The 23,463-nt window shown below is 57.8% G+C and carries 23 protein-coding genes; 2 read left to right on the top strand and 21 right to left on the bottom strand.

Features of this window, described 5'->3' with window-relative positions:
• Positions 1-27: 27 nt before the first annotated feature.
• Genes H7U36_RS14130 through H7U36_RS14120 form a run of 3 tightly spaced genes read right to left on the bottom strand, consistent with a single transcriptional unit; the run spans position 28 to position 2,166 of the window.
• Positions 28-879, bottom strand: coding sequence for an aldo/keto reductase (locus H7U36_RS14130; protein WP_191493394.1), 852 nt, complete (start codon positions 877-879; stop codon positions 28-30).
• Positions 876-1,256, bottom strand: a complete 381-nt coding sequence (locus tag H7U36_RS14125; protein WP_243426780.1) for a cyclophilin-like fold protein — start codon at positions 1,254-1,256, stop codon at positions 876-878. Before H7U36_RS14125 ends, H7U36_RS14130 begins: the two co-directional genes overlap by 4 nt.
• Before the next feature lie 40 nt (positions 1,257-1,296).
• The gene (locus H7U36_RS14120) at positions 1,297-2,166 is read right to left on the bottom strand and encodes a DUF3737 family protein (protein WP_191493395.1); all 870 of its coding nucleotides are present in this window, start codon (positions 2,164-2,166) and stop codon (positions 1,297-1,299) included.
• Between the two features lie 163 nt (positions 2,167-2,329).
• On the opposite strand from H7U36_RS14120, the gene H7U36_RS14115 reads away from it, so the two are divergent.
• Positions 2,330-3,211: a LysR family transcriptional regulator gene (locus H7U36_RS14115; RefSeq protein ID WP_052083913.1), complete on the top strand. Its 882-nt coding sequence runs from the start codon at positions 2,330-2,332 to the stop codon at positions 3,209-3,211.
• Between the two features lie 13 nt (positions 3,212-3,224).
• Here the strand turns inward: H7U36_RS14115 and H7U36_RS14110 are convergent, their stop codons facing one another.
• The 6 genes from H7U36_RS14110 to H7U36_RS14090 all read right to left on the bottom strand — a co-directional run bounded on the left by H7U36_RS14110 (position 3,225) and on the right by H7U36_RS14090 (position 8,000).
• Complete coding sequence (locus tag H7U36_RS14110; RefSeq protein WP_191493396.1) at positions 3,225-3,758, bottom strand: flavodoxin family protein; 534 nt, start codon at positions 3,756-3,758, stop codon at positions 3,225-3,227.
• 61 nt (positions 3,759-3,819) lie between these two features.
• Complete coding sequence (locus tag H7U36_RS14105) at positions 3,820-4,857, bottom strand: aldo/keto reductase (protein ID WP_191493397.1); 1,038 nt, start codon at positions 4,855-4,857, stop codon at positions 3,820-3,822.
• Positions 4,858-5,020: 163 nt separating this feature from the next.
• Positions 5,021-6,103 carry an MATE family efflux transporter gene (locus H7U36_RS15335; protein ID WP_330637154.1) on the bottom strand — a complete coding sequence of 361 codons (1,083 nt, stop codon included), beginning with the start codon at positions 6,101-6,103 and terminating at the stop codon, positions 5,021-5,023.
• Positions 6,067-6,354, bottom strand: a complete 288-nt coding sequence (locus tag H7U36_RS15445) for an MATE family efflux transporter (protein WP_330637152.1) — start codon at positions 6,352-6,354, stop codon at positions 6,067-6,069. The genes H7U36_RS15335 and H7U36_RS15445 overlap by 37 nt, the downstream gene beginning before the upstream one ends.
• A gap of 300 nt (positions 6,355-6,654) precedes the next feature.
• Positions 6,655-7,353 (bottom strand): flavodoxin, encoded by a 699-nt coding sequence (locus H7U36_RS14095; protein ID WP_138304380.1) that lies wholly within the window; start codon positions 7,351-7,353, stop codon positions 6,655-6,657.
• Between the two features lie 173 nt (positions 7,354-7,526).
• Positions 7,527-8,000: a flavodoxin gene (locus H7U36_RS14090; RefSeq protein ID WP_033125002.1), complete on the bottom strand. Its 474-nt coding sequence runs from the start codon at positions 7,998-8,000 to the stop codon at positions 7,527-7,529.
• Between the two features lie 278 nt (positions 8,001-8,278).
• Here H7U36_RS14090 and H7U36_RS14085 point away from each other — a divergent pair, with 278 nt between their 5' ends.
• Entirely contained in the window at positions 8,279-9,325 is a 1,047-nt protein-coding gene (locus tag H7U36_RS14085; RefSeq protein WP_191493398.1) for a DnaJ domain-containing protein, read from the top strand.
• On the opposite strand, the gene H7U36_RS14080 is transcribed toward H7U36_RS14085, so the two are convergent.
• The 12 genes from H7U36_RS14080 to H7U36_RS14025 form a co-directional block, all read right to left on the bottom strand.
• The gene (locus tag H7U36_RS14080; RefSeq protein ID WP_243426781.1) at positions 9,304-10,995 is read right to left on the bottom strand and encodes an amino acid ABC transporter ATP-binding/permease protein; all 1,692 of its coding nucleotides are present in this window, start codon (positions 10,993-10,995) and stop codon (positions 9,304-9,306) included. The two genes, H7U36_RS14085 and H7U36_RS14080, sit on opposite strands and share 22 nt — an antisense overlap.
• A gap of 86 nt (positions 10,996-11,081) precedes the next feature.
• Complete coding sequence (locus H7U36_RS14075) at positions 11,082-12,833, bottom strand: ABC transporter ATP-binding protein/permease (protein ID WP_033125000.1); 1,752 nt, start codon at positions 12,831-12,833, stop codon at positions 11,082-11,084.
• A complete protein-coding gene (locus tag H7U36_RS14070; protein WP_033124999.1) occupies positions 12,826-13,242 on the bottom strand; it encodes a YbaN family protein in 417 nt (138 codons plus the stop codon). Before H7U36_RS14070 ends, H7U36_RS14075 begins: the two co-directional genes overlap by 8 nt.
• A 33-nt stretch (positions 13,243-13,275) precedes the next feature.
• Positions 13,276-14,064, bottom strand: a complete 789-nt coding sequence (locus H7U36_RS14065) for an ABC transporter ATP-binding protein (protein WP_033124998.1) — start codon at positions 14,062-14,064, stop codon at positions 13,276-13,278.
• Entirely contained in the window at positions 14,054-15,103 is a 1,050-nt protein-coding gene (locus tag H7U36_RS14060; RefSeq protein ID WP_138304386.1) for a FecCD family ABC transporter permease, read from the bottom strand. The genes H7U36_RS14065 and H7U36_RS14060 overlap by 11 nt, the downstream gene beginning before the upstream one ends.
• Positions 15,104-15,116: 13 nt before the next feature.
• Positions 15,117-16,172 (bottom strand): heme ABC transporter substrate-binding protein IsdE, encoded by a 1,056-nt coding sequence (gene isdE, locus H7U36_RS14055; RefSeq protein WP_081957969.1) that lies wholly within the window; start codon positions 16,170-16,172, stop codon positions 15,117-15,119.
• The gene (locus tag H7U36_RS14050) at positions 16,162-17,178 is read right to left on the bottom strand and encodes a heme-binding Shp domain-containing protein (RefSeq protein WP_138304388.1); all 1,017 of its coding nucleotides are present in this window, start codon (positions 17,176-17,178) and stop codon (positions 16,162-16,164) included. Before H7U36_RS14050 ends, isdE begins: the two co-directional genes overlap by 11 nt.
• On the bottom strand, positions 17,178-19,904 hold the full coding sequence (locus H7U36_RS14045; RefSeq protein ID WP_205156365.1) for an FMN-binding protein: 2,727 nt from the start codon (positions 19,902-19,904) through the stop codon (positions 17,178-17,180). Before H7U36_RS14045 ends, H7U36_RS14050 begins: the two co-directional genes overlap by 1 nt.
• A 99-nt stretch (positions 19,905-20,003) precedes the next feature.
• Positions 20,004-20,954 (bottom strand): hypothetical protein, encoded by a 951-nt coding sequence (locus H7U36_RS14040; RefSeq protein ID WP_033124995.1) that lies wholly within the window; start codon positions 20,952-20,954, stop codon positions 20,004-20,006.
• 48 nt (positions 20,955-21,002) lie between these two features.
• Entirely contained in the window at positions 21,003-21,488 is a 486-nt protein-coding gene (locus tag H7U36_RS14035) for a hypothetical protein (RefSeq protein ID WP_033124994.1), read from the bottom strand.
• A 181-nt stretch (positions 21,489-21,669) separates the two neighbouring features.
• The gene (locus tag H7U36_RS14030) at positions 21,670-22,542 is read right to left on the bottom strand and encodes a LysR family transcriptional regulator (RefSeq protein ID WP_033124993.1); all 873 of its coding nucleotides are present in this window, start codon (positions 22,540-22,542) and stop codon (positions 21,670-21,672) included.
• Between the two features lie 46 nt (positions 22,543-22,588).
• Positions 22,589-23,236: an SOS response-associated peptidase gene (locus tag H7U36_RS14025; RefSeq protein WP_138305025.1), complete on the bottom strand. Its 648-nt coding sequence runs from the start codon at positions 23,234-23,236 to the stop codon at positions 22,589-22,591.
• Positions 23,237-23,463 lie beyond the last annotated feature (227 nt).

The raw sequence follows: 23,463 nt of genomic DNA, 5'->3' as shown, positions 1-23,463 counted from the left end.
CCGGGCCTGGTTCTCCGGGCCTTACGCCTACTGGTCAAACCGGATATGGAAAAGCCGGTACACCTCCAGGAGACTGCGGATATCCAGTATCTGACTCTCCCCTCTGTCCATCTGGCTGATCCGGATCAGATCCTCGTCCTCCAGCCTGAAGAGATCAATGTCAAAATTCTCCTCGATCCGCTCTGCGTGGACGGACTTGGGAATGGCGATAATATTGCTCTGGCGAAGCCATCTCAGGATTACCTGGGATGGCTTTTTCCTGTACTGCTGCCCTATGGCCTCCAGCGTCTCATTTGTAAAGATCCCGTCTCTCCCCTCCGCAAACGGGGCCCATGCCATGGGGGTGATGTCATAGTGGTACATGACCTCCCGCAGCTTTTTCTGCTGGCAGAAGGGGTGGAGCTCCACCTGGTCCACAGCGGGCACGACCTGGCTGTTCAGGATCAGATCCACCAGCCGGTCCGCCTCAAAATTGCAGACTCCAATGGCCCGGATCTTTCCTTTTTTGTACAGCTCCTCCATGGCCCTCCAGCTCCCGTAATAATCCCCGTAGGGCATGTGGATCAGGTACAGATCCAGATAATCTGTCTGCAGGTTCTCCAGCGTTTTTTCAAAGGAGCGCATAGTCTTTTCATATCCCGCATCCTGTATCCACACCTTGGATGTGAGGAATACGTTCTCTCTGGCTATGCCGCTCTCCTTCACAGCCTCGCCCACAGCCCTCTCATTTCCGTAGCAGGCGGCTGTGTCGATGAGGCGGTACCCTGTCCTAAGCGCTGTCAGGACGCTCCTTTTGCACTCCTCCTCGTCTGTGATCTGGAACACTCCAAAGCCCAGCTGGGGCACATCCACATGGTTGTTCAATGTGAGCACTTTCATCTTTCTTCTTTTCCCTCCATTTTTTCCTCTATTGTGAGCGTCGCCCGGATGTTTCCCTTTCCCAGAACATCCTTCAGCTCCTTTTCAGACAAATTCTGCACTTTCCCAAGACGCGTGAAATTCCATGTGTTCGGCGCATAGTAGATGACCAAAAGATTTCCCTCTGACAGGATCACATCTCCGGCCTCCGTCGTGATATGCTCATCATTTGCGGGAAGCTGCGCTCCCAGACTTCCGAACTTTTCCATGTGGGCAAAGTCCTTCATTTCCAGCGTCAGCGGGCCGTCCCGCAGCAGCTCCTCCACGGCTCTGGCGGAGCTGTTCTCACATAGCTTCACCTGTATGTCGGTTTCGTTTACTTCTATATTCATGTTCATGCCCGTCTTCTCCTTCTTCTATGATCTGTCCGCCGTCCCGTCAGGCACATTCCCGCGAGGCAGCGCATTCCTGCTCGATCCGTCCCATGGCGCTGTCGTCATCCCGGATCACTTCCCCGACAGAGGGAACCTGTATAATTCCGGCCTTCGGGTTCTTGATACTGAGGACCGGCGTGGTGATCCTGGCCTCCACTTCAGATTTCTCAAAGCACAGATCCGTGTCCACCATTTCACAGTCCACCAGCTTCAGCCCCTGACAGTAGCAAAGCGGCTGCGTGCCAATGATGCGGCAGTTCTCGAATGTCACGCCTTTGGAATACCAGCCCAGATACTCTCCTTTTACCGTGCTGTTTCTGACAACTACGTTTTCCGCGTGCCAGAAAGCGTCCTTTGTGTCAAATGTACAGTGGTCAAAGACTGCGTTTTTGATGTACTGGAAGGAGTATTTGCCTGTCAGCTCCACATCGGTAAAGGCCAGATTTTCAGAGCGCATCATAAAATACTCGCTGGAGGCCTTTGTGTTCTCCATCCGGATATTTTTCACGGACCATCCAAACTCCGGAGAAATAATATCTGAATTCCTGATCACTATATCGCTGCACTCCCGGAGCGCCTTGATGCCGTGCAGCTTTGTGTCCGCGATCTCCACATGGTCCGAATACCACAGAGCCGCCCGGCATTTGTCCGTCATCTCGGACTCCGTGATCCTCAGGCCATGGTCATGCCAGAATGGATAGCGCAGGTTAAAGTAACAGCTCTCCGCCTCAATATCCGATGACTCCTTGCAGGCGCTTTCCCCATCTGCCGGGCCGTCAAACGAACAGTGGCTGATCGTGATCCCATGGCTTCCATAAAGAGCCCTCTCCTCATCAAAGGTTTTATCCTCTATAAAAGTTCTGTTTTCTTTCATTACAGCGACACTTCCTTTCTGTTTTCTGTTTTTATTATATAAAGCAGGCTCAATAATTACAAACAGTTGATAATCATACATTTCCATCGTTTACAGGAATGGTAAAAAGAGCTATACTGGATGGAAGAAAACATGCGGATCAGCAAAAAAGGAGAATGCTATTATGATTGAAACGAGGCTTCTGTACTATTTTCTCGCCATCGCCAGGGAAGGGAGCATTACAGCCGCTGCCAATGCCCTCTTTGTGACCCAGTCCACTCTGTCCAGACAGATGATGGAGCTGGAAGAGCAACTTGGGAAACAGCTCTTTATCAGAGGAAAACGCAAAATCACTCTGACAGAGGACGGTATCTTCTTCCGGGACAGGGCCAGAGAAATTCTGGAGCTTTTGGAAAATACTGAGACAGCCATGCGCGCGGACGCGGAAAGCCTGTGCGGCGACATCTGTATCGGATGCGGTGAGACTGTGGCCATGGACACACTGGCCGGCTTTCTTGAAAATTTCCACAGGAAGCATCCGGATGTCAAAATACATACCTTCAGCGGCGATGCCGATGCCGTCCTGGACCGCATCGACAAGGGGCTCTGCGACATGGGTCTTCTGCTTGGGCCGGTCCGCCAGGAAAAATACGAATATCTGAACATACACCAGAAGGACATCTACGGTCTTCTTATGCCGGCGGACTGCGATCTGGCGTCCCAGGAGGCTGTCAATATCGATCAGCTGAAGACCCTGCCCATGATCCTCTCCGACCAGACCTTTTCCGGGCATCAGGATCTGGACTGGTTTGGTTCTGATTACTCTGTCTTCCACGTCGTTGCGACCTACAACCTGATCTACAACGCAACCTTCCTGGTAGAGCACGGCATCGGCTACGCCCTCTGCCTGGACCGGCTGGTAAATACAAAAGGGCGGAATCTCACCTTCCGCCCTATCACTCCGGAGCTGTCCGTTGATCTGTATATCGTCACGAAAAAGTACCAGACGCTCTCGCCGGCGGCGGGGGCCTTTTACCGGTACTTAAAGGAGCAGGTCATCTGTTAGGCAGCGCATCCACCTACAGTCCCCGTCCCAGCTCATAGGCCATCTTCGGGTAGGGACTGTGCTTTGTCATGGACGGACTTCCGCAGCCTCTGCCCAGCACCATGCCGCAGTCTTCAAAGTCCAGATACCGCACCAGTGTCTGGTAGTGGCTCTCCAGCGCGTCAAAGGTCCAGCCGTCGCTGTTCCAGGCCACGGTCAGAAGGGCGGACTTCATGTGCTTTCTTGTAATTCTGCTGTTGTAGGCGCAGAACCTGTCCACCACGATCTTGAGCTGGGCGGACATGCCACAGTAGTAGAGGGGCGTGGCAAAGACCACCATGTCCGCCTCCAGCATGGCTGCCCGCACCTTCTGGTTGTCGTCCTTCTGCACGCAGGGCCCCTCGTACCCGCAGGCCACACAGCCCGTACAGGGATGGATGGTAAGATCTGTCAGGTCAAACCTGCGGACCTCATGCCCCGCCTCCTTTGCTCCTCTTGTAAATTCCTCTGTCAGGATATTTGTTGAGCCCTTTTTGTTGGGGCTCCCCTGTAAAATGACGATCTTCATGTCTGTTCTCCTCCGTTTCTGGCTGCCGCTTCCGGCTACAGCTTCTGGCTGCTGCTTCCAACTACAGCTTCTGGCTGCCGGTGGACCAGACATGGTCCTCCTTCGCCTGCTCCGCTGTGTTCTGTGCCATGACTCCCACCAGCCTGTGGGGCACGTAGGGCTCCTCCAGATAGTCTCTCTCCTCTTTTGTCAGGCAGATCCTGGTGGCGTTTTCCATGCCCTCCACATGGGACAGCTTCGTGGCTCCCACCACCGGGGCTGTGACCTTGGTCAGCAGCCAGGCCAGGGAGATTTCCGTCATGGACACGCCTCGTTTGTCCGCGAGTTCAGCCACCCGGGCGATGATCTCACTGTCCTGGGCTGCCGTGCCGTCATATTTCAGCTTTGCGTAGCTGTCCTCCTCCAACCGCTTCGAGGTCTCTCCCGGCCGCTTGGAGAGACGGCCTCCCGCCAGGGCGCTGTAGGGCGTCATGGCAATGCTGTCCTCCCGGCAGAGCTTTGCCATCTCCCGCTCCTCCTCCCGGAAGATCAGGTTGTAGTGGCCCTGTACGGAGACAAATTTGGCAAATCCCTCCCGCTCTGCCAGGGCGTTTGCCTTGGCCAGCTGGTAGGCATAGCAGTTGGAAATACCGATATATCTGGCCTTGCCCTCCTTCACCACATTGTTCAGCCCCTCCATGATATCGTAGAGAGAGCTCTCATAGTCCCACATGTGGTAGATGTACAGATCCACATAGTCCATGCCCAGATTTTCCAGGCTCTTGTCTATCATCTTCTCGATATGGGCCTGGGGTGTGACGCCGGCCTCCACCTCCTGGGGCGTGCGGGGCAGGAACTTGGTGGCCACCACCACCTCATCCCTCTTCGCAAAATCCTTCAGCGCCCGGCCCAGGTACTGCTCGCTGGTGCCGCTCTGGTAGGCGATGGCCGTGTCATAGAAATTGATGCCCGCCTCCAGACCTTTTTTGATGATCTCTCCTGTGTGCTCCTCATCGATGGTCCAGGAGTGCTGTCCCTTTCCGGCGTCTCCAAAGCCCATGCACCCCATGCAGATGCGGGAGATATTCAAATCAGAGTTTCCCAATCTTGTATACTGCATTTTCATCCCTCCATTGACTTTACCTACATTCTGACATAGTGTCAGCACGGATGCAAATACTTGTTATGAATACAGATTCATAGCCGGAAGGCATGAAAACGCGCCAAATCCCATTTTAAGCCTCAAACAATCCCCCTGACGATCATACGGATCCTGTTCATACTCATACTTTCCTTTTACTGAGCTGTTTTGTATATGCTGCCATCTCACGGGCCACATAGAAAGCCACGATCACCTCTGTGGCAGGCATGGCAAACCAGATCGCATTTCCGCCGAGCACAGCAGGAAGCAAATAAATGAGAACGCCGCTTATGACGAGCCCTCTGGCCATCGACGCGATGAAGGCCGCCCTCGGCTTCATCAGAGCCTGGAAATAGTATGTGGAAAAGATGTTCAGCGGCAGGAGCAAAAAGGAGAGACCGTAACACCGGAAGATGGAAGGCGCGATCCCAAGTACCTCCGCCGTGGGCGTCATGAAGAACCGGATAAACACATTGGGCAGCAGCATCGACAGAGCCGTCCAGAACAGGCTGAAAAAGGCCACTGTCCCCAGGGCGTATTTCAGCGTCTCCCGTATCCTTTCTCCCTTTCCCGCTCCAAAGTTGGTGGATATGATAGGCTGCGAGGCCTGTCCCACGCTGTAAGCGCAGCACTGCACAAAGGTGCTGATATTTACAATGACACCGTACACCGCCAGAGCGTTTGTGCCAAGCCAGACCATGATCTGGCGGTTGAAAAGGATGGTCAGTATGCCCATGGCCACATCGATGAAGAAGGTGGGAAATCCGGTCACCACGATTTTCTTTAATTTACAGAGAAGCCTCTCCGGACGCGCCAGCCGGAGGGTGTTCTTCTTACTACAGAAGTGTGACAGCATGGCCAGGAAGCTGATGGCAGAGCCGATGGCTGTGGCAAGCCCCGCGCCGTAGGCTCCCATATCGCAGGTGAACACAAAGAAGTAATCCCCGAAGATATTGAAGATACCACCTGCCAGCACAGCCCCTGTGGCCAGCGCCGGATTTTTGTCGTTTCTTAAGTAGGCAGCCAGCATCTGGTTAAAGAGGAAAAACGGGATGGCTGCCTTGATCGGCCGCACATATTCCCTGGCCAGCGTCAGCGTCTGATCCTGGGCCCCAAAGAAGACCAGGAGCTGCCTGTCAAAACAGATGATGGCAGCCCAGATAATCAGCGCCAGAATGACAGAGCCGATCACAGAGGCCGTAAAATACTCGTTTGATGTCCGCATATCCCTGCCCGCTTTTCCCCGGATAGTGCTGAAAAGGACGGATCCCCGATCCCCATCAGAAGTCCGAAGCTGTAGATAATGTTCCAGACCGGTGCCACCACTGCCAGGGCGGCTGACCCCTCCGGGCCGTGATACTGCCCTACCATGGCCATATCCACGATAGAGTAGATAGACGTGATCAGCGCGCTCCCGAAGGCGGCTGACAGATACTTGAAATAAATGGTCTTGATCTTCTCGCTCAGAAAATCCATTTTCTCATCCTCCTGCCGTAAAAAATGTACCTCTCCCCGAAAGAGCCCCACCGGAAAAGCCGGGATACAGTCCGCAAAGAAAAACCGGATAAGGGACAAGCGTAAGGCTCGTCTCTTATCCGGTCCATCATTTCCGCCCAATGACTTTCCCTCCGAGGAACGGGCATTCAGCCCGCCTCTTATCCGGCTGTCCGCATGATCCTGTGCTCCTGCGGTCAGCCCTCCGAGAACTGTAGGTTAGTGTATCACAGGGGATTTTGTTTGTCAAACAGGGCCGGGCCTTTGCCTTTTGTCACCCTTTTAATATCCCAGCCCATCCAGCCAGGAGCGTATCTCCTCCCGGGCATCCATGGCGCCTGATGCGCTGATGGCGAGTCCCTCCTTAACGTCCGCATCTGGCTGGAGCTCCTCGATCCGGCTGACGGTATCGGAAAATCCGCTCCCCCCTGATGTGACAAAGGGAATGACCGTCTTCCCTGACAGATCGTACTCCTCCAGGAAGCTGTACACAGCCATAGGCATATCCCCCCACCAGTTGGGGTACCCCAGAAAGACCGTGCCATAGTCCTCCAGGTTCTCGATGTGGGTCTCCAGCTGGGGACGAGCGTCCTCCCGCTGTTCCTCCTGCCCCTGATCTACCGTATCGTCGTAGCTGTCGGGATATTTTTCTACGGTCCGGATGGAGAAAAGCTCCCCTCCCGTCTCCTCCCCTATCATGTGCGCCACTGCCCCGGTGTTGCCGGTCACTTCCCCGTTCCAGCTCTGGATGCTGGCGCTGGCTGAAGCATCGATCCCCTCCGGCAGGTCCGCGTTCTCCGCGTAGGTAAAGTAAGCCACCAGAGTACCGCCCGCCCCGCTGTCCCGGGCCTCTTCATTTTGCGTCTCTGCTGTCTGCGTCTCTTCCCCGGCGCTCTCCTGCGCCGTCTCCTCCCCGCCGCAGGCGCTCACAGACATAGCTGTCACGCACGCCAGCAGCAGCGCTGCTATTCTTCTCTTCATATCGCTGTTTTCCTCCTTTTGCGAAACAATTTACAAAGTAAAAAAGCAGGTACAGCCCGCCGGAAATAGCTTTCCTTTGTCTGTACCCACATTATAATTGAGCAAAGTTCCTATGTCCAATACCTGATATCTTTGGATCATCCATGCTTTTTAGGCATGATTTTCTTTATAGCTTACAGGCTTTCCACCCAGGTCTTCAGCTCGCCCACAGAATGGCTTCCGTTCAGAAGCCGGCCCTCCTTAAGCACTGCGCCCGGGCAGCTGGGAGCCAGGGACTTCACCGTCTTCCCAAATCCGCTTCCGCCGGAGGTGGCAAAGAGGATGATCTCTTTTCCGCTGAAATCATAGCTCTCCAGGAATGTATTGATGATCGTGGGAGCTACATACCACCAGATAGGGAAGCCCAGGAAAATCCTGTCGTGGGACGCAATATCCGCATCCTTGTCCGCAAGCTCCGGCCTGGAGGACGGGTCCTGCATCTCAATCGTACTCCTGGATTTTTTGTCCATCCAGTTCAGATCCGCCGAAGTGTAGGGCACAGCCGGTTTTATCTCATAGAGATCCGCCCCCGCAGCCTGTGCAAGCCTCTCCGCTGTCCTTTTGGTTGTCCCGCTGGCCGAAAAATACGCTACAAGTGTCTTGCTCATATGATCGCTCTCCTTTTAAAAACATCTTTTCTCTTTTTACAGTCCTATTATAAAAAAATCTCCTTTCAATGTCCAATACTTAGCTTTTATCCCTTCCCATGCCCTTGGGGCATAAAGTATTGACCCTCGGGCCCTCGCCACCTCGCAGTCTCGCCATCTCACCTCCCTCATCTCCGCACATTCCCCACGTTCCTGTTTACATCCGCCTCAAACCTGGCTATACTGAAACAATACAGAGGTCCGCCGCTTCGGCGGACAAAAAAGGAGGGCAGCGCACCGTGACACGCGAGGAAGCCTGCCGCATCCTGGGAGTCTCCCCGGGAGCGGCGCCGGACCAGATCAAAAAGAAATACCGCCAGCTCATGCACCGGCTCCACCCGGACGCAGGGCCCTCTGAAGAAGACCTGCATCTGGCCTGGCAGGTCAACGCCGCCTACGCCCTTCTCAAGGGGATCGGGCCCGGAGACCGCCCCTCCCAGGCCGGGCCGGAGGCCGCATCAGGCGTCTTCCGCCGCAGGGATGCCCATCACAGTCCACACCGAAGCTCTGCCCGGCGCAGCGCCTGGGACGCCCCGGTCAACCGGCACGCCTATCGGGAGCGGGACATCCTGTGCCGCGCTGAGGACAGCGGCGGGGAGGTGATCGGCACCTTCACCGCCGCCAGGGGACGGTACTTCTGGACCACGGAGGAGGACTTTCCCCTCTTTCTGCGCAGCATCTACCTGTGCGGAAAGGAACTGCTGGACGAGGTCGACGCCTCCCTGGGGAGAGCCTCCTCCCCCTCCTGCCGCAGCCGGTTCCATGCGGACCTCACCTATCTTCTGGCCCAGCAGTACATAGACGCCACCTCCCTTCTCAAGGAGCTGGCGGCCAAAACCACCTCTGACCGGGAGGGGCAGGACATTTACTATTTCCCCGCCATGCTGGAGACAAAGGGCCAGGAACGTTCCGGTCTCCCAGGCTCCCTGCCGGCGGAGGCGCCTCTCTTCCCGGCAGGTGTGAGGGATCACCGCCTTTTCCTGAAGGACAGCGCCGGGCAGGAGGCAGGATACCTCTCCTTCTCGGACGACCGGCTGTACTATGTCCTGGTTCCCCTCTTTGAGCAGAGGCGGGTCCTTGTCCGTCTCCGCGCGGCCGGGGAAGGCGAAAGCGCTTCCCTGGCAGCCGGGAAAGGAGCCGCCGCCAGGAAGAAAAGAGGCGCCGGATACCGGCGCCTCCACCTGTGGCTGAAGTTCAAAAAAGAAGAAGACAGCAGCCGGCTGCCTGAAAGCCTGAGCCTTCAGATCAGCCAGCTCCTGGAACACTACAGGGCTTCCCTCTCCTGACCGGGGCGGGAGGCCTTGTCCATCTCGTACACCGTGTCCGCCAGGTTCATGGTGGATTTCCTGTGGGACACAAGCACCACGGTCCGGTTCTTCCGCTCCTCCTTCAGAGACTTCAGGATGATCCCCTCGTTCAGAGAGTCCAGATTGCTGGTGGGCTCGTCCAGGAGAAGGAAGGGGGCATCGTGGAGAAAGGCCCTGGCAATGCCGATCCGCTGCCTCTCTCCCCCTGAGAGGGTGTCGCCCAGCTCTCCCACCTCCGTCTCATAGCCCTTTGGCAGGGACAGGATGAAGTCGTGTACAGAGGCCTTTTTCGCCGCCTCCACGATCTCCTCCATGGACGCCCCGGGCTTTCCCACGGCGATATTGGCGGCGATGGAGTCGTGGAAGAGGCTCGTCTCCTGTGTCACATAGGACTCCATCCCCCGCAGGTCCGCCGTGTTGATCTCTCGCACATCCTTTCCGGAAATGAGGATTTTCCCCTCCCGGACGTCAAAGAAGCGCATCAAAAGCTTCAGGAAGGTGGACTTTCCGGAGCCGCTGGCCCCGTGGATGCCAATCACCTTTCCCCCTGGTATCTCCACAGAATAATCCCGCAGGATCTCCTCCTCCCCGTATCCGAAGCTGACCTTCTCGGCCTGAGCTCCCTCAAAATCTGTGTGCTCCCTTCCGCATACCTCCTCTACCTGGGGCTTCTCCTCCAGGATGGACAGGACCCGCTCGCCTGCCGCCAGCGTCTGGTTCAGGTTGTTGGACAGGTTGGAGAGAGCTGTCACCGGGCCAAAGGAGCCCATCATGGCAATGGAGGCGATGACCATGCCCACCAGATCCGCCTCCCCGGCCTGCTTCATGGTGATCATGAGAAGGAGCATGGCAAGAGAAAAGAGCAGGATGACCAGGTTGGTGACAGACCTCTGGGCTGCCTCCAGGCGGTTCAGCTTTTTCTGCAGAGCGCCCAGGCTGTCTGACCGCTCCTGCATCTGCCTTCTTCTCCTCTCCCCCTGGCCGTACTGGATGGTCTCGTCCAGCCCCCGCAGGGAGTCCAGGATAAAGCTGTTCAGGTCACCGAAGGCGCCGCGAAATTCCATGCCGGCCCCGCCGCCTCTTTTGCCGAACACAAGGGGGAGCACAGCCCCCACCGCGATGTAGCCTGCCAGCGCCAGCATCGCCCCCGCCGGGGAGAACTGCCCGATGAACAGCGCCATCACAAGGGAGGTGGCTATGGCGATGGCTATGGGGGAGATGGTGTGGGCGTAAAACACCTCCAAAAGCTCAATGTCCGATGTGATGACCGAGATCAGATTGCCCTTGTCCCGCCCCTCCAGCCTGGCCGGGCAGAGCCTTCTCAGGGCGGCAAACACCTTGTGCCTGATGATGGCCAGCAGCTTAAAGGCAATAAAATGGTTGCAGTACTGCTCCCCGTAGTGGAGCAAGCCCCTGGCCACTGCCAGGACGATGAGAAGGACAAACAGTGTCCCCGGCTCCGCCCCCAGGAGAAGCCCCGCCGTCCCCGGGTTCAGCTCCATGCCCGCGGCCGCCAGCAGGATGTGCAGCAGCCCGAAGCCCGCCAGGATGGTGAGAAAGATGGCGCACAGATATCCCAGCGTGCCCAGAAGGATCGCCAGGAGCATGACCGGCAGAAGCGGGGTCACCAGGCCCACAAGGCGTCCCATGATCCTGATGCCGCTGCGCCGCACGGGGGTGTTTCTCACCTCACCGCTGCCCGGCTGCACGCTGTTTACTTTTCCGGTTTCCAGGCTCATACTGCCGCCTCCTTTCCGTACTGTTCTTTTCCATACTGCTCCAGCTCCATCTGGGTCCTGTACAGCTTCTCATACTGTCCCCTCCTCTCCAGGAGCTGCCGGTGGGTGCCGGACTCCGCCACCCTGCCGTCCTGCATCATGTAGATCCGGTCGGAACCGGTCACATTTGCCAGCCGGTGGGAGATGAGGATGACCGTCTTCTGCCCTGCCAGGCGGCGGATCACATCCATGATCATCTCCTCGCTCTCCGCGTCAATGTTGGAGGTGGCCTCGTCAAAGATGTACACCGGCGTGTCGTGGAGCAGGGCCCTTGCCAGGGCCAGTCTCTGGCACTGGCCGCCGGAGAAGTTGCTGCCCTTTTCAAGGACAGGGGTCTGCAGCCCCTGCTGCCCTGCCAGGAAATCCCACAGGTTGGCCTTTCTCAGGGCCTCCTCCATCTCCCCCGGCCCGGCGTCCGGCGCTCCCATCCGCAGATTGTCCTCCACTGTGCCTTTAAAGAGCCAGCTGTTATGGCTCACCATGGTGATCTGTTCCATCAGGCTTTCCTCCCGGATATGGGACAGCTCCTTTCCCTGTATCCTCACGCTGCCCCCATAGCCTCTGTTCCTCCCCATGAGGATGCCGGCCGCCGTGCTCTTGCCGCAGCCCGAGGCCCCCACGATGGAGGTAAAGCTCCCTGCCGGGAACTCCATGGACACCTGGTCCAGTATCTGCCTGTCCTCCCCGTAGGAGAAGCACACGTTCTCAAATGCCAGGTCCGTCTCTCCGCCTGCCAGGATTTCCTCTCCCTTCTCAGGCTCCGGCAGATCCAGCAGGGCAAAGATCCGGTCGCTGGCCGCCATGCCGTTCATGGCGATGTGGAAGAAGGAGCCAAGAAGGCGCAGGGGAATGAAGAACTCGGAGGCCAGAAGAATGAGCATCAGCGCTCCGTGAAGGCTCACCCTTCCCCCCGCCAGCTCCCACAGGGTGACGATCATGCCCACCGCCGCCCCTCCGTAGGCGATGATATCCATGACGCTGGTGGAATTGAGCTGCATGGTCAGCACCTTCATGGTGACCCGCCGGAATTTCTGGGACTCCGCGTCCATCTCCCGGGCCTTCTCCTCATCCGCCTGATAAATCTTCAGGGTAGTCAGGCCCTGGAGATTTTCCAGGAAGCTGTCCCCCAGCTCTGTGTAAATGCCCCAGTATTTTGCCAGCAGACGCTTGGCGAACTTCTGCACCGCCACAATGGAGATGGGGATGAGGGGCACGCAGACAAGGAGCACCAGGCTGGCTCTCCAGCTCACAAAGGAGAGGACGGCAAACAGAGTCACCGGCGCCAGGAGGCTGTAGAAAAGCTGGGCCAGATATCTGCCGAAATAGGTCTCCAGCTGCTCCACTCCCTCCGCCGCCATCTGCACCACCTCCGACGTGGCTGTCTTCTCCCGGTAGGAGGCTCCCAGCCGGAGGAGCTTTTCATAGATTTTGTCCCGCAGGATCCGCTTCACATCCACACTGGCCCGGTAGGAGGCAAAGGAGGCCTGCCTGTCACAGACAAACCGCAGGGCAATGGCGCCCAGTGCCAGACCGCCCCATGTAAGGGCCGAGGAGCCGGTCACCTGCCAGAAAATTGCCTCCTCCAGCAGCATGGACACGCTGCAGATGACCAGGATCTGGCAGAGGAGGGAGAGCCACTGCCATAGCACCTGAAAGTAAATGTATTTCTTTGCCTGGGACAGAAGTCCCAGAAGTCTTTTCTTAATCATAGGCCTGCTCCTGCCCCTTTCTGTCTTCTCTGGGGATGGTCTTCACCCGGAAGAAGAAATAAATGACATGGCACACCCAGACAATGGCCAGACAGATCCTGCCCACGGGCACATTTCTCATCAGGATAAACCCAATGGCCATGACCACAGTCACGGTCCCCACAATGGAGCATTTCGTCTGCATGGTCATGCCCTTTCCCCTGACAAAGCTGTCCAGGTGCTTCCTGTACAGACCGGTTCCCAGGAACCAGTCGTGGAGCCTCCTGGAGCTCTTCGCAAAGCAGAACACAGTGGCCAGATAAAAGGGGACTGTTGGCAGGATAGGCAGCACAATGCCCACTGTCCCCAGTCCCAGACAGATAAATCCCGCGATGATCCACAGGAAACGAATCGGATTTTTGTTGTTCATATAGCTTTCTCCTGTCTCTTTCGCTCACCGCCCTCAGACGGTGAGCACAAATTTCTTTCCTTCTACATTTGTCACGCCCAGGGAGATGCCGTACAGCTCCCGGATGCACTCCGGCGTGATGATCTCCTCCGGCGCGCCCCAGGCGGCCACCCGTCCGTCCTTCAGCCCGATGATGCGGTCCGAATAGTGGATGGCCTGGTTGATGTCGTGGAGGACCATGATGATGGTGATGCCGTACTCCCGGTTCAGCCTCCGGACCAGCTCCAGGATCTCAATCTGGTAGCGGATGTCCAGGTAGGTGGTGGGCTCGTCCAGGAAGAGGATCTTCGTGCTCTGGACCAGCGCCATGGCGATCCACACCCGCTGTCTCTGGCCCCCGGAGAGCCTTCCCACCTCCCGATACCTGTATTGTTCCACGTTCGTCACTTCCATGGCCCACCGTATCTTCTCCTCGTCCTCCTGGCTGCGGGCCTGCATCATTTTCATGTGAGGGGTCCTGCCAAAGGACACCAGCCGCTCCACTGTGATGTCATCGGCGGAGGTGTTGTACTGGTGCACGATGGAAACCTTCCTGGCAAACTCCTTCAGCGCCAGGTTCTGGATATTCCTCCCCCCAAGGAAGATATTTCCCTTCCTGGGGCAGAGGTTTTTTGTCATCAGGTTGAAAAGGGTGGATTTCCCGCACCCGTTGGCCCCCATGATGGTGGTTATTTCTCCCTCCTGGATGGTAAAGGAGGCGTCTCTTAGCACTTTGTTCTTCCCGTAGGAAAAATACAGCCCTCTCACCTCCATAGCCGGCTTCTTCTTGTCCTCACGCTGCATATTTCTTTGACCTCCTAAGCAAAATGATAAAGAACGGGCCGCCGATCACGCTCATGATGATGGAGGCCGACACCTCGTAGGGCGCCGCCACGGTCCTTCCGATGGTGTCCGCCAGAAGGAAGGTAAAGGCACCCGCCAGCATGGAAAAGGGCACCAGGGCCCGGTGGTCGCTGCCCACCAGGATGCGCCCCATATGGGGCACGATGAGCCCTAGGAAGCTGACGGCTCCCGCCACTGCCGTGGAAATGCTGGCAAGGAGCACTGCCACCAGGGAGATCAGGATGCGCATCAGGTTGACATTGACTCCCAGCCCCCTGGCCGTCTTGTCCTCCAGAGTCATGAGATTGCACATTTTGGAAAACAGCACTGCCAGCACCAGCCCCACGATGACGTAGGGCAGAAGGGTCTGCACATCCTCCCAGGTCTTCTGGGTGATGTTCCCCTCCACGATGGAGGCCACCCCGGAGGAGTTGCCCCCTGTCATGGAGTTCAGGGCGTCCGAGAGCCCCGAGAACATAGCGCTCACCGCCACGCCTGTAAGGATGATGCGAAGAGGGCTTAAGCCCCCCTTCCAGGACAGGCTGTACACAAGGAAGAAGGCCAGCACGCCTCCCCCAAAGGCAAAGAGAGGGGTAAAGAAATAGAGGGCCGGGAGAAAGGCCGTGACCAGCACCGCCATAAAGCTGGCCCCGCTGGAAATGCCGATGATGCCCGGGTCTGCCAGGGGATTTTTCAGCACTGCCTGGAAGAGGACGCCCGCCACCGCCACCGCCGCCCCCGCAAAGAGGGAGATGACGATCCTGGGAAAGCGCAGGTCATAGATGGCCGCCACGTTCTCGATGCGCTCCACAAAGAGCCCTCTTATCAGCTCCCCAAAGGACACCTGCAGGCTCCCGATATTGATGGAGGCGAATACCAGCGCCGCCAGGAGGACTCCCAGGATGATAAAGGAGAGGGCCGCCCTGGCTGTCTTCTTCTTTTTCCGGCTCTGGTCCATCCTCCGGGCCTCCTCCGGTACTGTCAGTTTTTCTTCGCTCATGGCTCACCTCTCCTTACTTAGTAATCTCCTGCAGCGTCTCCTCGTCCGTCTTCCCGGTGGCTTCGCTCTCCTTTGCCGCCTCCGCAGCCCTGTCGCTGTTTTCCTTTGCCTGCTCCGCGTCGTCCTCGCTCTGGGGATAGAGCATGGGCTGGAGCTCCTCCAGGGCCTCCGGATAGTTGAAATTAGCGCTCATGCCAAAGAGCTCGTAGGTCAGGTCATAGACCCGCCCCTCCTTGACCGCCGTGAAATGCTGCCATATGTCGTTTGTCTCAAATTCCTCGTTGAACATCTCGATGATCTGATCCGGCAGCGCGTGCGCGGCCCGCAGGATCACATCCGGCTCCCTGGACTTCATATCCTCTGTGTTCACAGTCAGGAATTCCTGGTCCGTGCCGGCATACACATTCTCGCCTCCCGCCAGCTCCACCAGACTTCCCACGTAGGAGTTCTCTGTGGCGATGATGTAGCTTCCGGGAAGCCCCATGAGGATCAGCACCTTAGGGCTCTCCTGCCCCTCATTGCGAGTCACATAGTCCTCATAGAATTCCGTAAATTCATCTACCAGCTCCCCGGCCTGCTCCTCCCTGCCGAATATCTCTCCCAGCTCCTGGATGGACCGGTACATCCCCTGCACGCTGCGCAGGTTGAGGAAAGCCCAGTCCGTATCAATGGCCTCGTACTTTGGCTGGAGGTCCGACTGGAGGCTGGAGGGACTTAGTATCCAGTCCGGGGAGAGGGAGGCCACGATCTCCATGTCCGGGCTCATGGCCGTCCCCACCTGCTCCACCCCCTCGTACCGCTCCGGCAGGGAGGATATGGTGCTGGTGCACACGCCCACAAGGTCCAGCTCCAGCCGGTCACAGATGTCGGCTGTGGCGGGGGAGGTGGCTATGATGCGGGGCTCCTCCCCCATGGCCGCCACCTTGGCCTTGGCCGACTCCACAGCCGCGCTCCCGCTCTGGTCCACGCACCCTGCCAGGAGGCTCAGTGTCAGGGCGCCGCAGGCCAGCGCGCCTGCCGCCCTTCCAACTGCCATCCTCCCGGCCGTCTTTTTCCTGTCAATCCTCATCATCTTCGTAACCTCCGCCCCATCTGCGCCAGTTTCTCCGGAAGAAATAGACGATCGCTGCCGCCGCTCCCATGAAGACCAGACCGGTCGCCATGACGGCCGCCGCCACGGCAAACACGCCGCTGCCGGAAGCTCCTTCCGTCCCCTCTTCCCCGTCCGAAGCGGTAGAGAGGCTAAGCCCCTGGGCGTCGGACAGCTCTCCGTCTGTGGCTGGGTCCGCCGCCTCCTCTATGGAGCTGGAGAGAGCCGGTGCCTCGCTTCCATCTGTCTCTTCCCCTGTATTTGTATCGGCCAAGCCCGCCGCCGACAGACTGTTGCTGCCAAGGAAGGAGCCGCCGGACGCGCCGCCCGCAGTGCTGCCTGAGGAACTGCCTCCGGCCGTGCTGCTGCCCGCCGATGCGCTGCCTGTCCCGGAGGAAGTCCCGGAGGAGCTGCCGGACGCCGCCGTCACGATGGTGGCTTTCATGTCTGTGTTATTTCCCGCTGTGTAGTCGCTTGGATAGAGATAGAAGATGACATCTCTCCCCATGGGACTTACATACATGGAGACCCGGACCACACAGTTTTCACTGGGCACCTGGATACAGATATCCGAGGTGGCCCCGTTGCTGTCCGATCCGCTCCCCGTCACGCCCACAGCCGGGTTGGACCAGGAGGAGTCCCCCACGTTCTGTACCCAGAAGCTGTGACCGGATGTGTAGCTCATCAGGCTCATGCGGATGGTCAGGTAGTAGGCCCCGCTGTCCGTCACCTCCAGTATGCCTGTGGTGTAGACCGCTCCCTCCACCATCCCCTGTCCGGTGGCGTAGGACGCCTCTCCCCCGGAGTCCTCAATGGCCCCGGTGACCGGGTGGGCATAGCAGGGATGGACCGCACAGGTATAGACGTTTCCGCCGGCCGCCTGAGCGGACAGGGGCGCAGCCCCCTGCCCTGCTGCCAGGACCAGGAGAGCTGCCAGGGCGCCTGCAAGCGCCCGCTTTATCTTATTTCCCACTCTCACCTTCATCACCTGCTTCCTCTTCTCTGCCGCAAGGCCAGAACGACCGCAGCGGCCGCCACCGCAAGCAGCGCCGCCCATCCGGCGAGGGCTGTACCCGTCTCATCTCCTGTCCGGGCCGCGGACAGAGAGGATCCGCCCAGGCTGGAACCGCCAAGGGATGAGCCGCCCAGCGAAGAGCCTCCAAGGGAGGAACCTCCCAGCGAGGAGCCTCCGGGCAGGGTGGATGTTCCCAGACCGCTGCCGCCGGTCAGCAAGCCTTCTCCGCTGCCGTCTGTTTCCTCATCATCTGTCTGGCCCTCATCGTCGAAAGCCGGGTCATCGTCTGTCGTGGCCTGCAGCGTATCCCAGTCAAGAGCCAGGAACACAGGCTGCGTCCCCGTTCCCGAGGCGATGGCGTCCATGATGGGGACAAAGACCTGCAGGGGCACATAGCCGTCCTCCAGAGCCTCCGGTATGAGCTCAAAGGTGACCTCATCCGGGTAGTCTGTCCCGTACTGGTCGCTGACTCTGGAGCCGTCCTCGTTCTGCTGATAGCTGTCCACTGTCACAGCCCGCAGGTCTCCCTGCGGATTGCCGTACTGGTCCAGCGTGTAGCCGGTGGCAAAGTACTGAAGCTGGCTCAGATAGCCCAGCTGGGTGCCGATGGTGAGTCCCCGGAAGTTCATGGTCAGAGCGTACTTCCCGTCCTTCACCGTCAGCTTGATGGTGTGGTCGATGGCATTGTCGGACATGGAGAGGGTCTCCTTGTCCACCTTCAGCATCCGGCCCGTCACCGCGTACACGCCGTCCGGCAGATTGCGGATGTCCGTCTCATCCCCGCCGGGATCCGGGTTCTCCGGCTCCACTGCCGTTCCCCCGGCCTGAAGTGTGCTCCAGTCGATGTGGAGCCTGGCCAGCTGGGTGCCCTGCCCGGCGCCGATGGCCTCCATGACAGGCACGTAGATCTCCACGTAATTCATGTCCTCATCCTTCTGGATGGGAATGGAGATGACCTTCGGGTACTCCTTTCCCTCCGTATTCCCATCGTAGGACGGAGAGTCCGGGTCATTGTAGGCGTCGTACACGCCCGTGAAATACGACAGCACATCCGCGTCCGCCGCCTCGTAGGAGGAGGGATAGCCCATCTGGTTGTACACCACGCTGTCCATATCTACCTTCCGCAGCCGGTACAGGTAGCCCTCTATGCCGGAAATGTCCAGGGACTGTAAGGTGAGCTGCAGGGACATGTCCCCGTGTTCATCCACCACGATCACTCCCTGGGAAACCAGGGCCGCATCGCCCATGGACGGAGCGTCATTGGTGGCGTGCCACAGGGCCACGTCCACAGTGTAGGTTCCCTCTGCCAGGTCCTCCCCCTCCTCGCCGTCTCCCGGATCCTCCCCCGGATCAGGCTGGGGCTCCTCCGGCTCCGTTGTCCCGCCTCCTCCGTCACTGCTGTAGGTGATGGAAAAGGTAGTAGTTCCCGTGTAGTTGCCGGGCGCGGCGGCCGCCACGTCCGCTCCCGCGATGGTGATCCTTCCGCCAAGCACCGCCTCATCGGTCCCCGCGTCTCTCGTCTCCTTTGCCTGGAAGGACTGGGCGCCGAAATCATTGGAAAAGGCGAGGGAGTGGCTGCCCGCGTACAGAAGGCCGCCCTCCGGTGCCGTCACGGTCACAGTGCCCTCTTTGTCCTGGGAGGACACGGTAATGTCGTACTCCTGCACATTATCCTCGGTCCTGCTGAGAGCTCCCATGTCCAGAGACGAGGGCACGGTGACCTGATAGGAAGGAGCGGACGTCTCCTGCGCCACGCTGGCCGTCACATCCATGCTTTCCTGGGTGGTGTCCGGCGTCTCAGGGGTCTGCTCTCTGGCTGTCAGCGTATCCCAGTACATAGTCACAATGGTCTTGACGCTGAACTTACCGTTCTCAAAAAGGATGCCATTGATCTCGCCGTTCAGATTGCTCATGGCAGGCACGTAAATGCAGGTGTTGTTGTAGTAATACTGGCTCAGAGTGCCGGTCAGAGGGAAGGACACATCTGTGACAACCTGGTAGTCCCCCCTCTGCTCTGTATTGTAGGCGGCGCCCTCCATGGTCAGTGCGGCCGCCGTGTCGTTGTTCTCGTAGTAGCCGTTAAATCCGAGAATGTACATGGGCTCCTGGTCCGTGCCGGATACCATGGTGTAGGACAGCGTCATCTGCCCGCTCTCATCCACGGTCAGCACGGCCGGGGCCGTCTCCGTCTGCACAAGGCTGTGATCCACCACATCGCTGCGCACCGCCACAGTGATATCGTAGGTTCCCGCCACCGGCGTCTGGGAGGGCACTCCCAGGGCTGTCTCCTCCAGGGAAAGTCCCAGGGCCGATGCCACAGCCTCCTTGATGCCGTTGGAGGAGTAGGTGGCTCCCGACACGCCGTCCAGCCCCTTCAGGCCCTGGGCGTCTGTGTCCCCCAGTCCTATGATGCGGCTCTGCAGCCTCTCCACGGCGGAGGCAAGCTTGCCCTTGTTGACCTCCGCATAGGTCCCGCCGAAATTGTCGCCTGTGATCTCCAGGCCGGTGATCACGCCGTCCGTGACAGACACGGAAGCGTTGATGTTGTATTCACCGAACTGGTCTATGTGGAACGTTCCGCTGCCCGTGTAGGTTCCTCCGGCAGCCTTTGCTCCCATGGGCTGCGCCGTCCCGGCGGCCAGCACAGCCGCAAGGGCCAGCGCCGCCCATCTCTTTCCTGTCTTTTTTCTTCTCATCGTTCCCTCCGTCAAATAGAGGCAGACCTCTATGACAGCAGAAATCCTCCCAGGCAAAGAGCCGGAGGATTTCTGTCATATTACCGTCTGCCGTTTCCTTTAGTTCCCTTTGTAGGTAATGGAGAATGTTGTTGTTCCGGTGTAATTTCCGGCTTTAGCCGCAGCAACCGCATCCTTTCCGATGCGGATCGTTCCGCTCAGCTTGGTGCCTGCCGTGTCTGCATTGACATTCTGTGTCCCAAAGCTGTTGGAAAAGCTCAGTGTGTTTCCATCGCTTGTCAGGCTGCCGGACTCTGGCGCTGTGACAGCAATCTCTCCGTTCAGGTTAGAGGCCTTCACATCCACCGCGTAGACCATCGCGTTGTTTCTCTCTGCACTCAGCGTTCCCATCGAAACAGCAGAAGGAACCGTGACTGAATAATCTGGCGCGGAGACTGACTCCTCCACATTCGCTGTGATCTGCATATCTTTCGTGTCCGCAGAGGGCTCTGACGGGGTCTCCTCTCCGCCCACAGGCTGCAGGTCTGTCACCTGGACAAAGAAGTTCTGGGTGGAGTTCATCACGGAATTGACATAGGCAGAGGCAGCTACTGTTCCGGCCTCCAGGTCATCCACCGCGTCTCTTGGAAGGTCCACTGTCAGCACCTGCGTCGGGTAGGACTCCCCTTCGGTTATTCCAAACAGACTGGAGGTTGTGTCAAACACCTTCTCAGGCTTTGTCGTTATGTCAGACTCCGCTGTGTACTCTGTGTCATTTACCGTAAACTTCACATCCAGGATCGTGCCGTCAGTACCCATAGACGGGAAGGCGGGGATCGGGTAGGCCACATAGAATGTCAGCTCCGCGCTGTCCGCGTCAAGCGTCACCTCCGCCTCGTGCACAAAGATGGGATCGCACATGCTGGCAGCCCCGGTCCCATTGGCATTGAGGAAATGGATCTCTCCTGTGTAGTCTCCGTCGGTATAGTCGGCGGCAAACGCCGTGGTGCACATCATAGTCCCCAGCATGGCCACGGAAAGGGCCCCTGTCATCAATTTCTTTAACCTCATAATACATCTCCTTTTCTTTTTCTTCCGCCGCGGCGCGCCGCCCCGGCTCTATCCCTCAACGATCAGCGTACAGTTGACCTCCGCCCCGTTTCTCGGGGCCATCTCCTCATCCGCGCTGAAGGTCTCATATCTGACGGTCAGCGGATACTCGCCTGCCTCCATCGCTTTATCCAGCGTGATCTCATAGAGATGCTGGCCGGGCTGGATCAGCTTCGACGTGTAGATCGTCTCGTCTGTCTCCGGCAGATAGAAGGAAATCTGGAAATACACGGTATTTTCCTCCGGATTGACCAGCTCCACCGACACATCCTTTGTACCCGCCGGGATGGTGACAGATTTGTAGCCCGGGATCTCGATCCCGTCTGTCACACCGCTCTGAGCCTGCTGGCTGTCCGGCTTCTCCTGGTCCTCCTCAAACTCCGCGTAGTTCGTCACTTCCCTGGGTCTCGTGTAAAAGTAAATTCCCACAGCTCCCGCCAGGATAAGGACGAGAGCGGCAATGACTATCTTCTTTTTTCTGCCTGCGATTTTCATATCCACTTATCTCCGTCATTTCTAATTTTTATTAGTCCGAACTAACTGTTAGTCAAAAAAGCAACTCACCAGACAGCCGCTATACTGTCCAGTGAGTTAGCTTATCCTAACTGCTATGATACTACCATGCGTTACCTTTTTCTGTCAATATTTTACATTGAAAATAATTCTCATTTTCATTCTATGCCTGTCTCTGCCGGAACTCCTCCAGAAATTTCCCCGCCGCCCCGCTTAAGGGCTGGGACCGCTTCCAGGCGAGGACAGAGGCTGTGGCCAGCTCCGGGCAGAGGGGACGGAAGACCTGGCCTCTCCCCACATAGGACTCCATGGCCCCCTCTATGGCCAGAAAGCAGGCCTCCCCCGTGTTCATCATGACTGTCATATCGGTGATCAGATTAAAGGAGGCCAGGATATCCAGGTTCTGGAAATCCTCTCCCAGCCAGTTGGAAATCTCGCTCTGTACAGACTGGCGGCTGGGGGTGATAAGAAGAGTCCGCTTCAAATCCTCCCTGGTGATCTGTTCCTTTTGCGCCAAAGGATGCCCCTCCGGTATGAACAGCCCCCACCGCTCCTTCTCCCGCAGCCTGATATAGTCGTATCTGCTGATGTCCACCGGTTCCAGGAGCAGGCCGAAATCCAGAAGTCCCCTGTCCAGCTTCTCCTTTATGTAGTCAGATGTGTTTGTGTAGATCTCGTACTGCACCCGGGGATATTTTTCCCGAAAGGCAAGGAGCTCCCGGGTCAGGACATGGGAGCTTCTCAGCACGCCGCTCCCGATGGAGATGATGCCCCCCACTTCCTCCCTGGAAGCAAACTCATCCTCAATCTTGTCCATCAGCTCCGCCACTTCCTCAGCCCTTCTTCTCAGCATCACCCCCGCGTCCGTCAGTGTGAGGTGCTTTCCCCTCACAAAGAGCGGGGTGCCCAGCTCCTCCTCCAGCTGGGCCATCTGGCGGCTCAGCGTAGGCTGCGTGACGTGGAGGGCCTGCGCTGCCTTTGATATATTCTCCTCTCGCACCACTGTCAGAAAATATCTGAGTACCCGTATATCCATCTGCCTTCTCCTTCTCTCACTTGTCTCCACTGTCTCTTTCGCTCTGTCACAGCTCCAGCCCCAGGTCTGCCAGAGTGGTCTGCTGATACTCCCGGAATACTTTCAGCTCCCCGGGCGTCCTCCCCAGAACAAAGGGCACAAACTCATCCTCAAAGACCCAGCTCTCGATCTCCTCTTTTTCCAGAAGGACAGGCATCCTGTCATGCACCCTCTCCACCGAGGCATTGGCCTTTGTGGTCAGGATGATAAACCTCTTCTCCTCCTGAAAATACCGGTAAAATCCCGCCATGTAGAGAAGCGGCGACTCACGGTCTGAAAACTCTGCCCTGTTCCTGTCCTCATCCCACTCGTAGAAGTGTCCCGCGGGAATCACGCACCGTCTGCTCCTTATGCTGTCCCGGAACATCCGCTTCTCCAGCGCCGTCTCCGCCCTGGCATTGATGAGAAGGCCTCCGGGGCGCACCTTTCCATCCCTCTTCTGCTCTCCTGAAGGGGGCAGGAAGCCCCAGGTCATGAGCTCCAGGTGCAGCTCTCCTCCTTCTCCTGTCAGGACAGGCACCTGCTGCGAAGGACACACATCCCCCGCACTCTTTTTCAAAAACTCCCGCCACCCAAGGGTGTCCGCTGGCCCCAGGCCCGCATCTACCGGCAGCGCGCTCTCTACCCTTTTATCTATGTAATATCTCCCGCACATGGCCTTCCTCCTCCCCTGCACAGCATTTTTGATTTTTCAAATTAACTGACATTTTAATCGGTCTTCTGGCAAATGTCAACCGCCCGGCAGTTTGTCAGCCGACAGTTTCGCAGCCGGCAGTTTGGTGTCCGGCAGCTTGCGCCCGGCAGTTGCTGACTTGAAATTTTAAATTCCAGTGCAGAGTTAAATTCCACATGCCATTAAAAATTCATTGCTATTATAAGTTT

This window comes from Faecalicatena fissicatena (genome assembly GCF_016900595.1).
GTDB lineage: Bacteria > Bacillota > Clostridia > Lachnospirales > Lachnospiraceae > Claveliimonas > Claveliimonas intestinigallinarum.
This window is presented reverse-complemented; position numbering and strand designations above follow the sequence as displayed.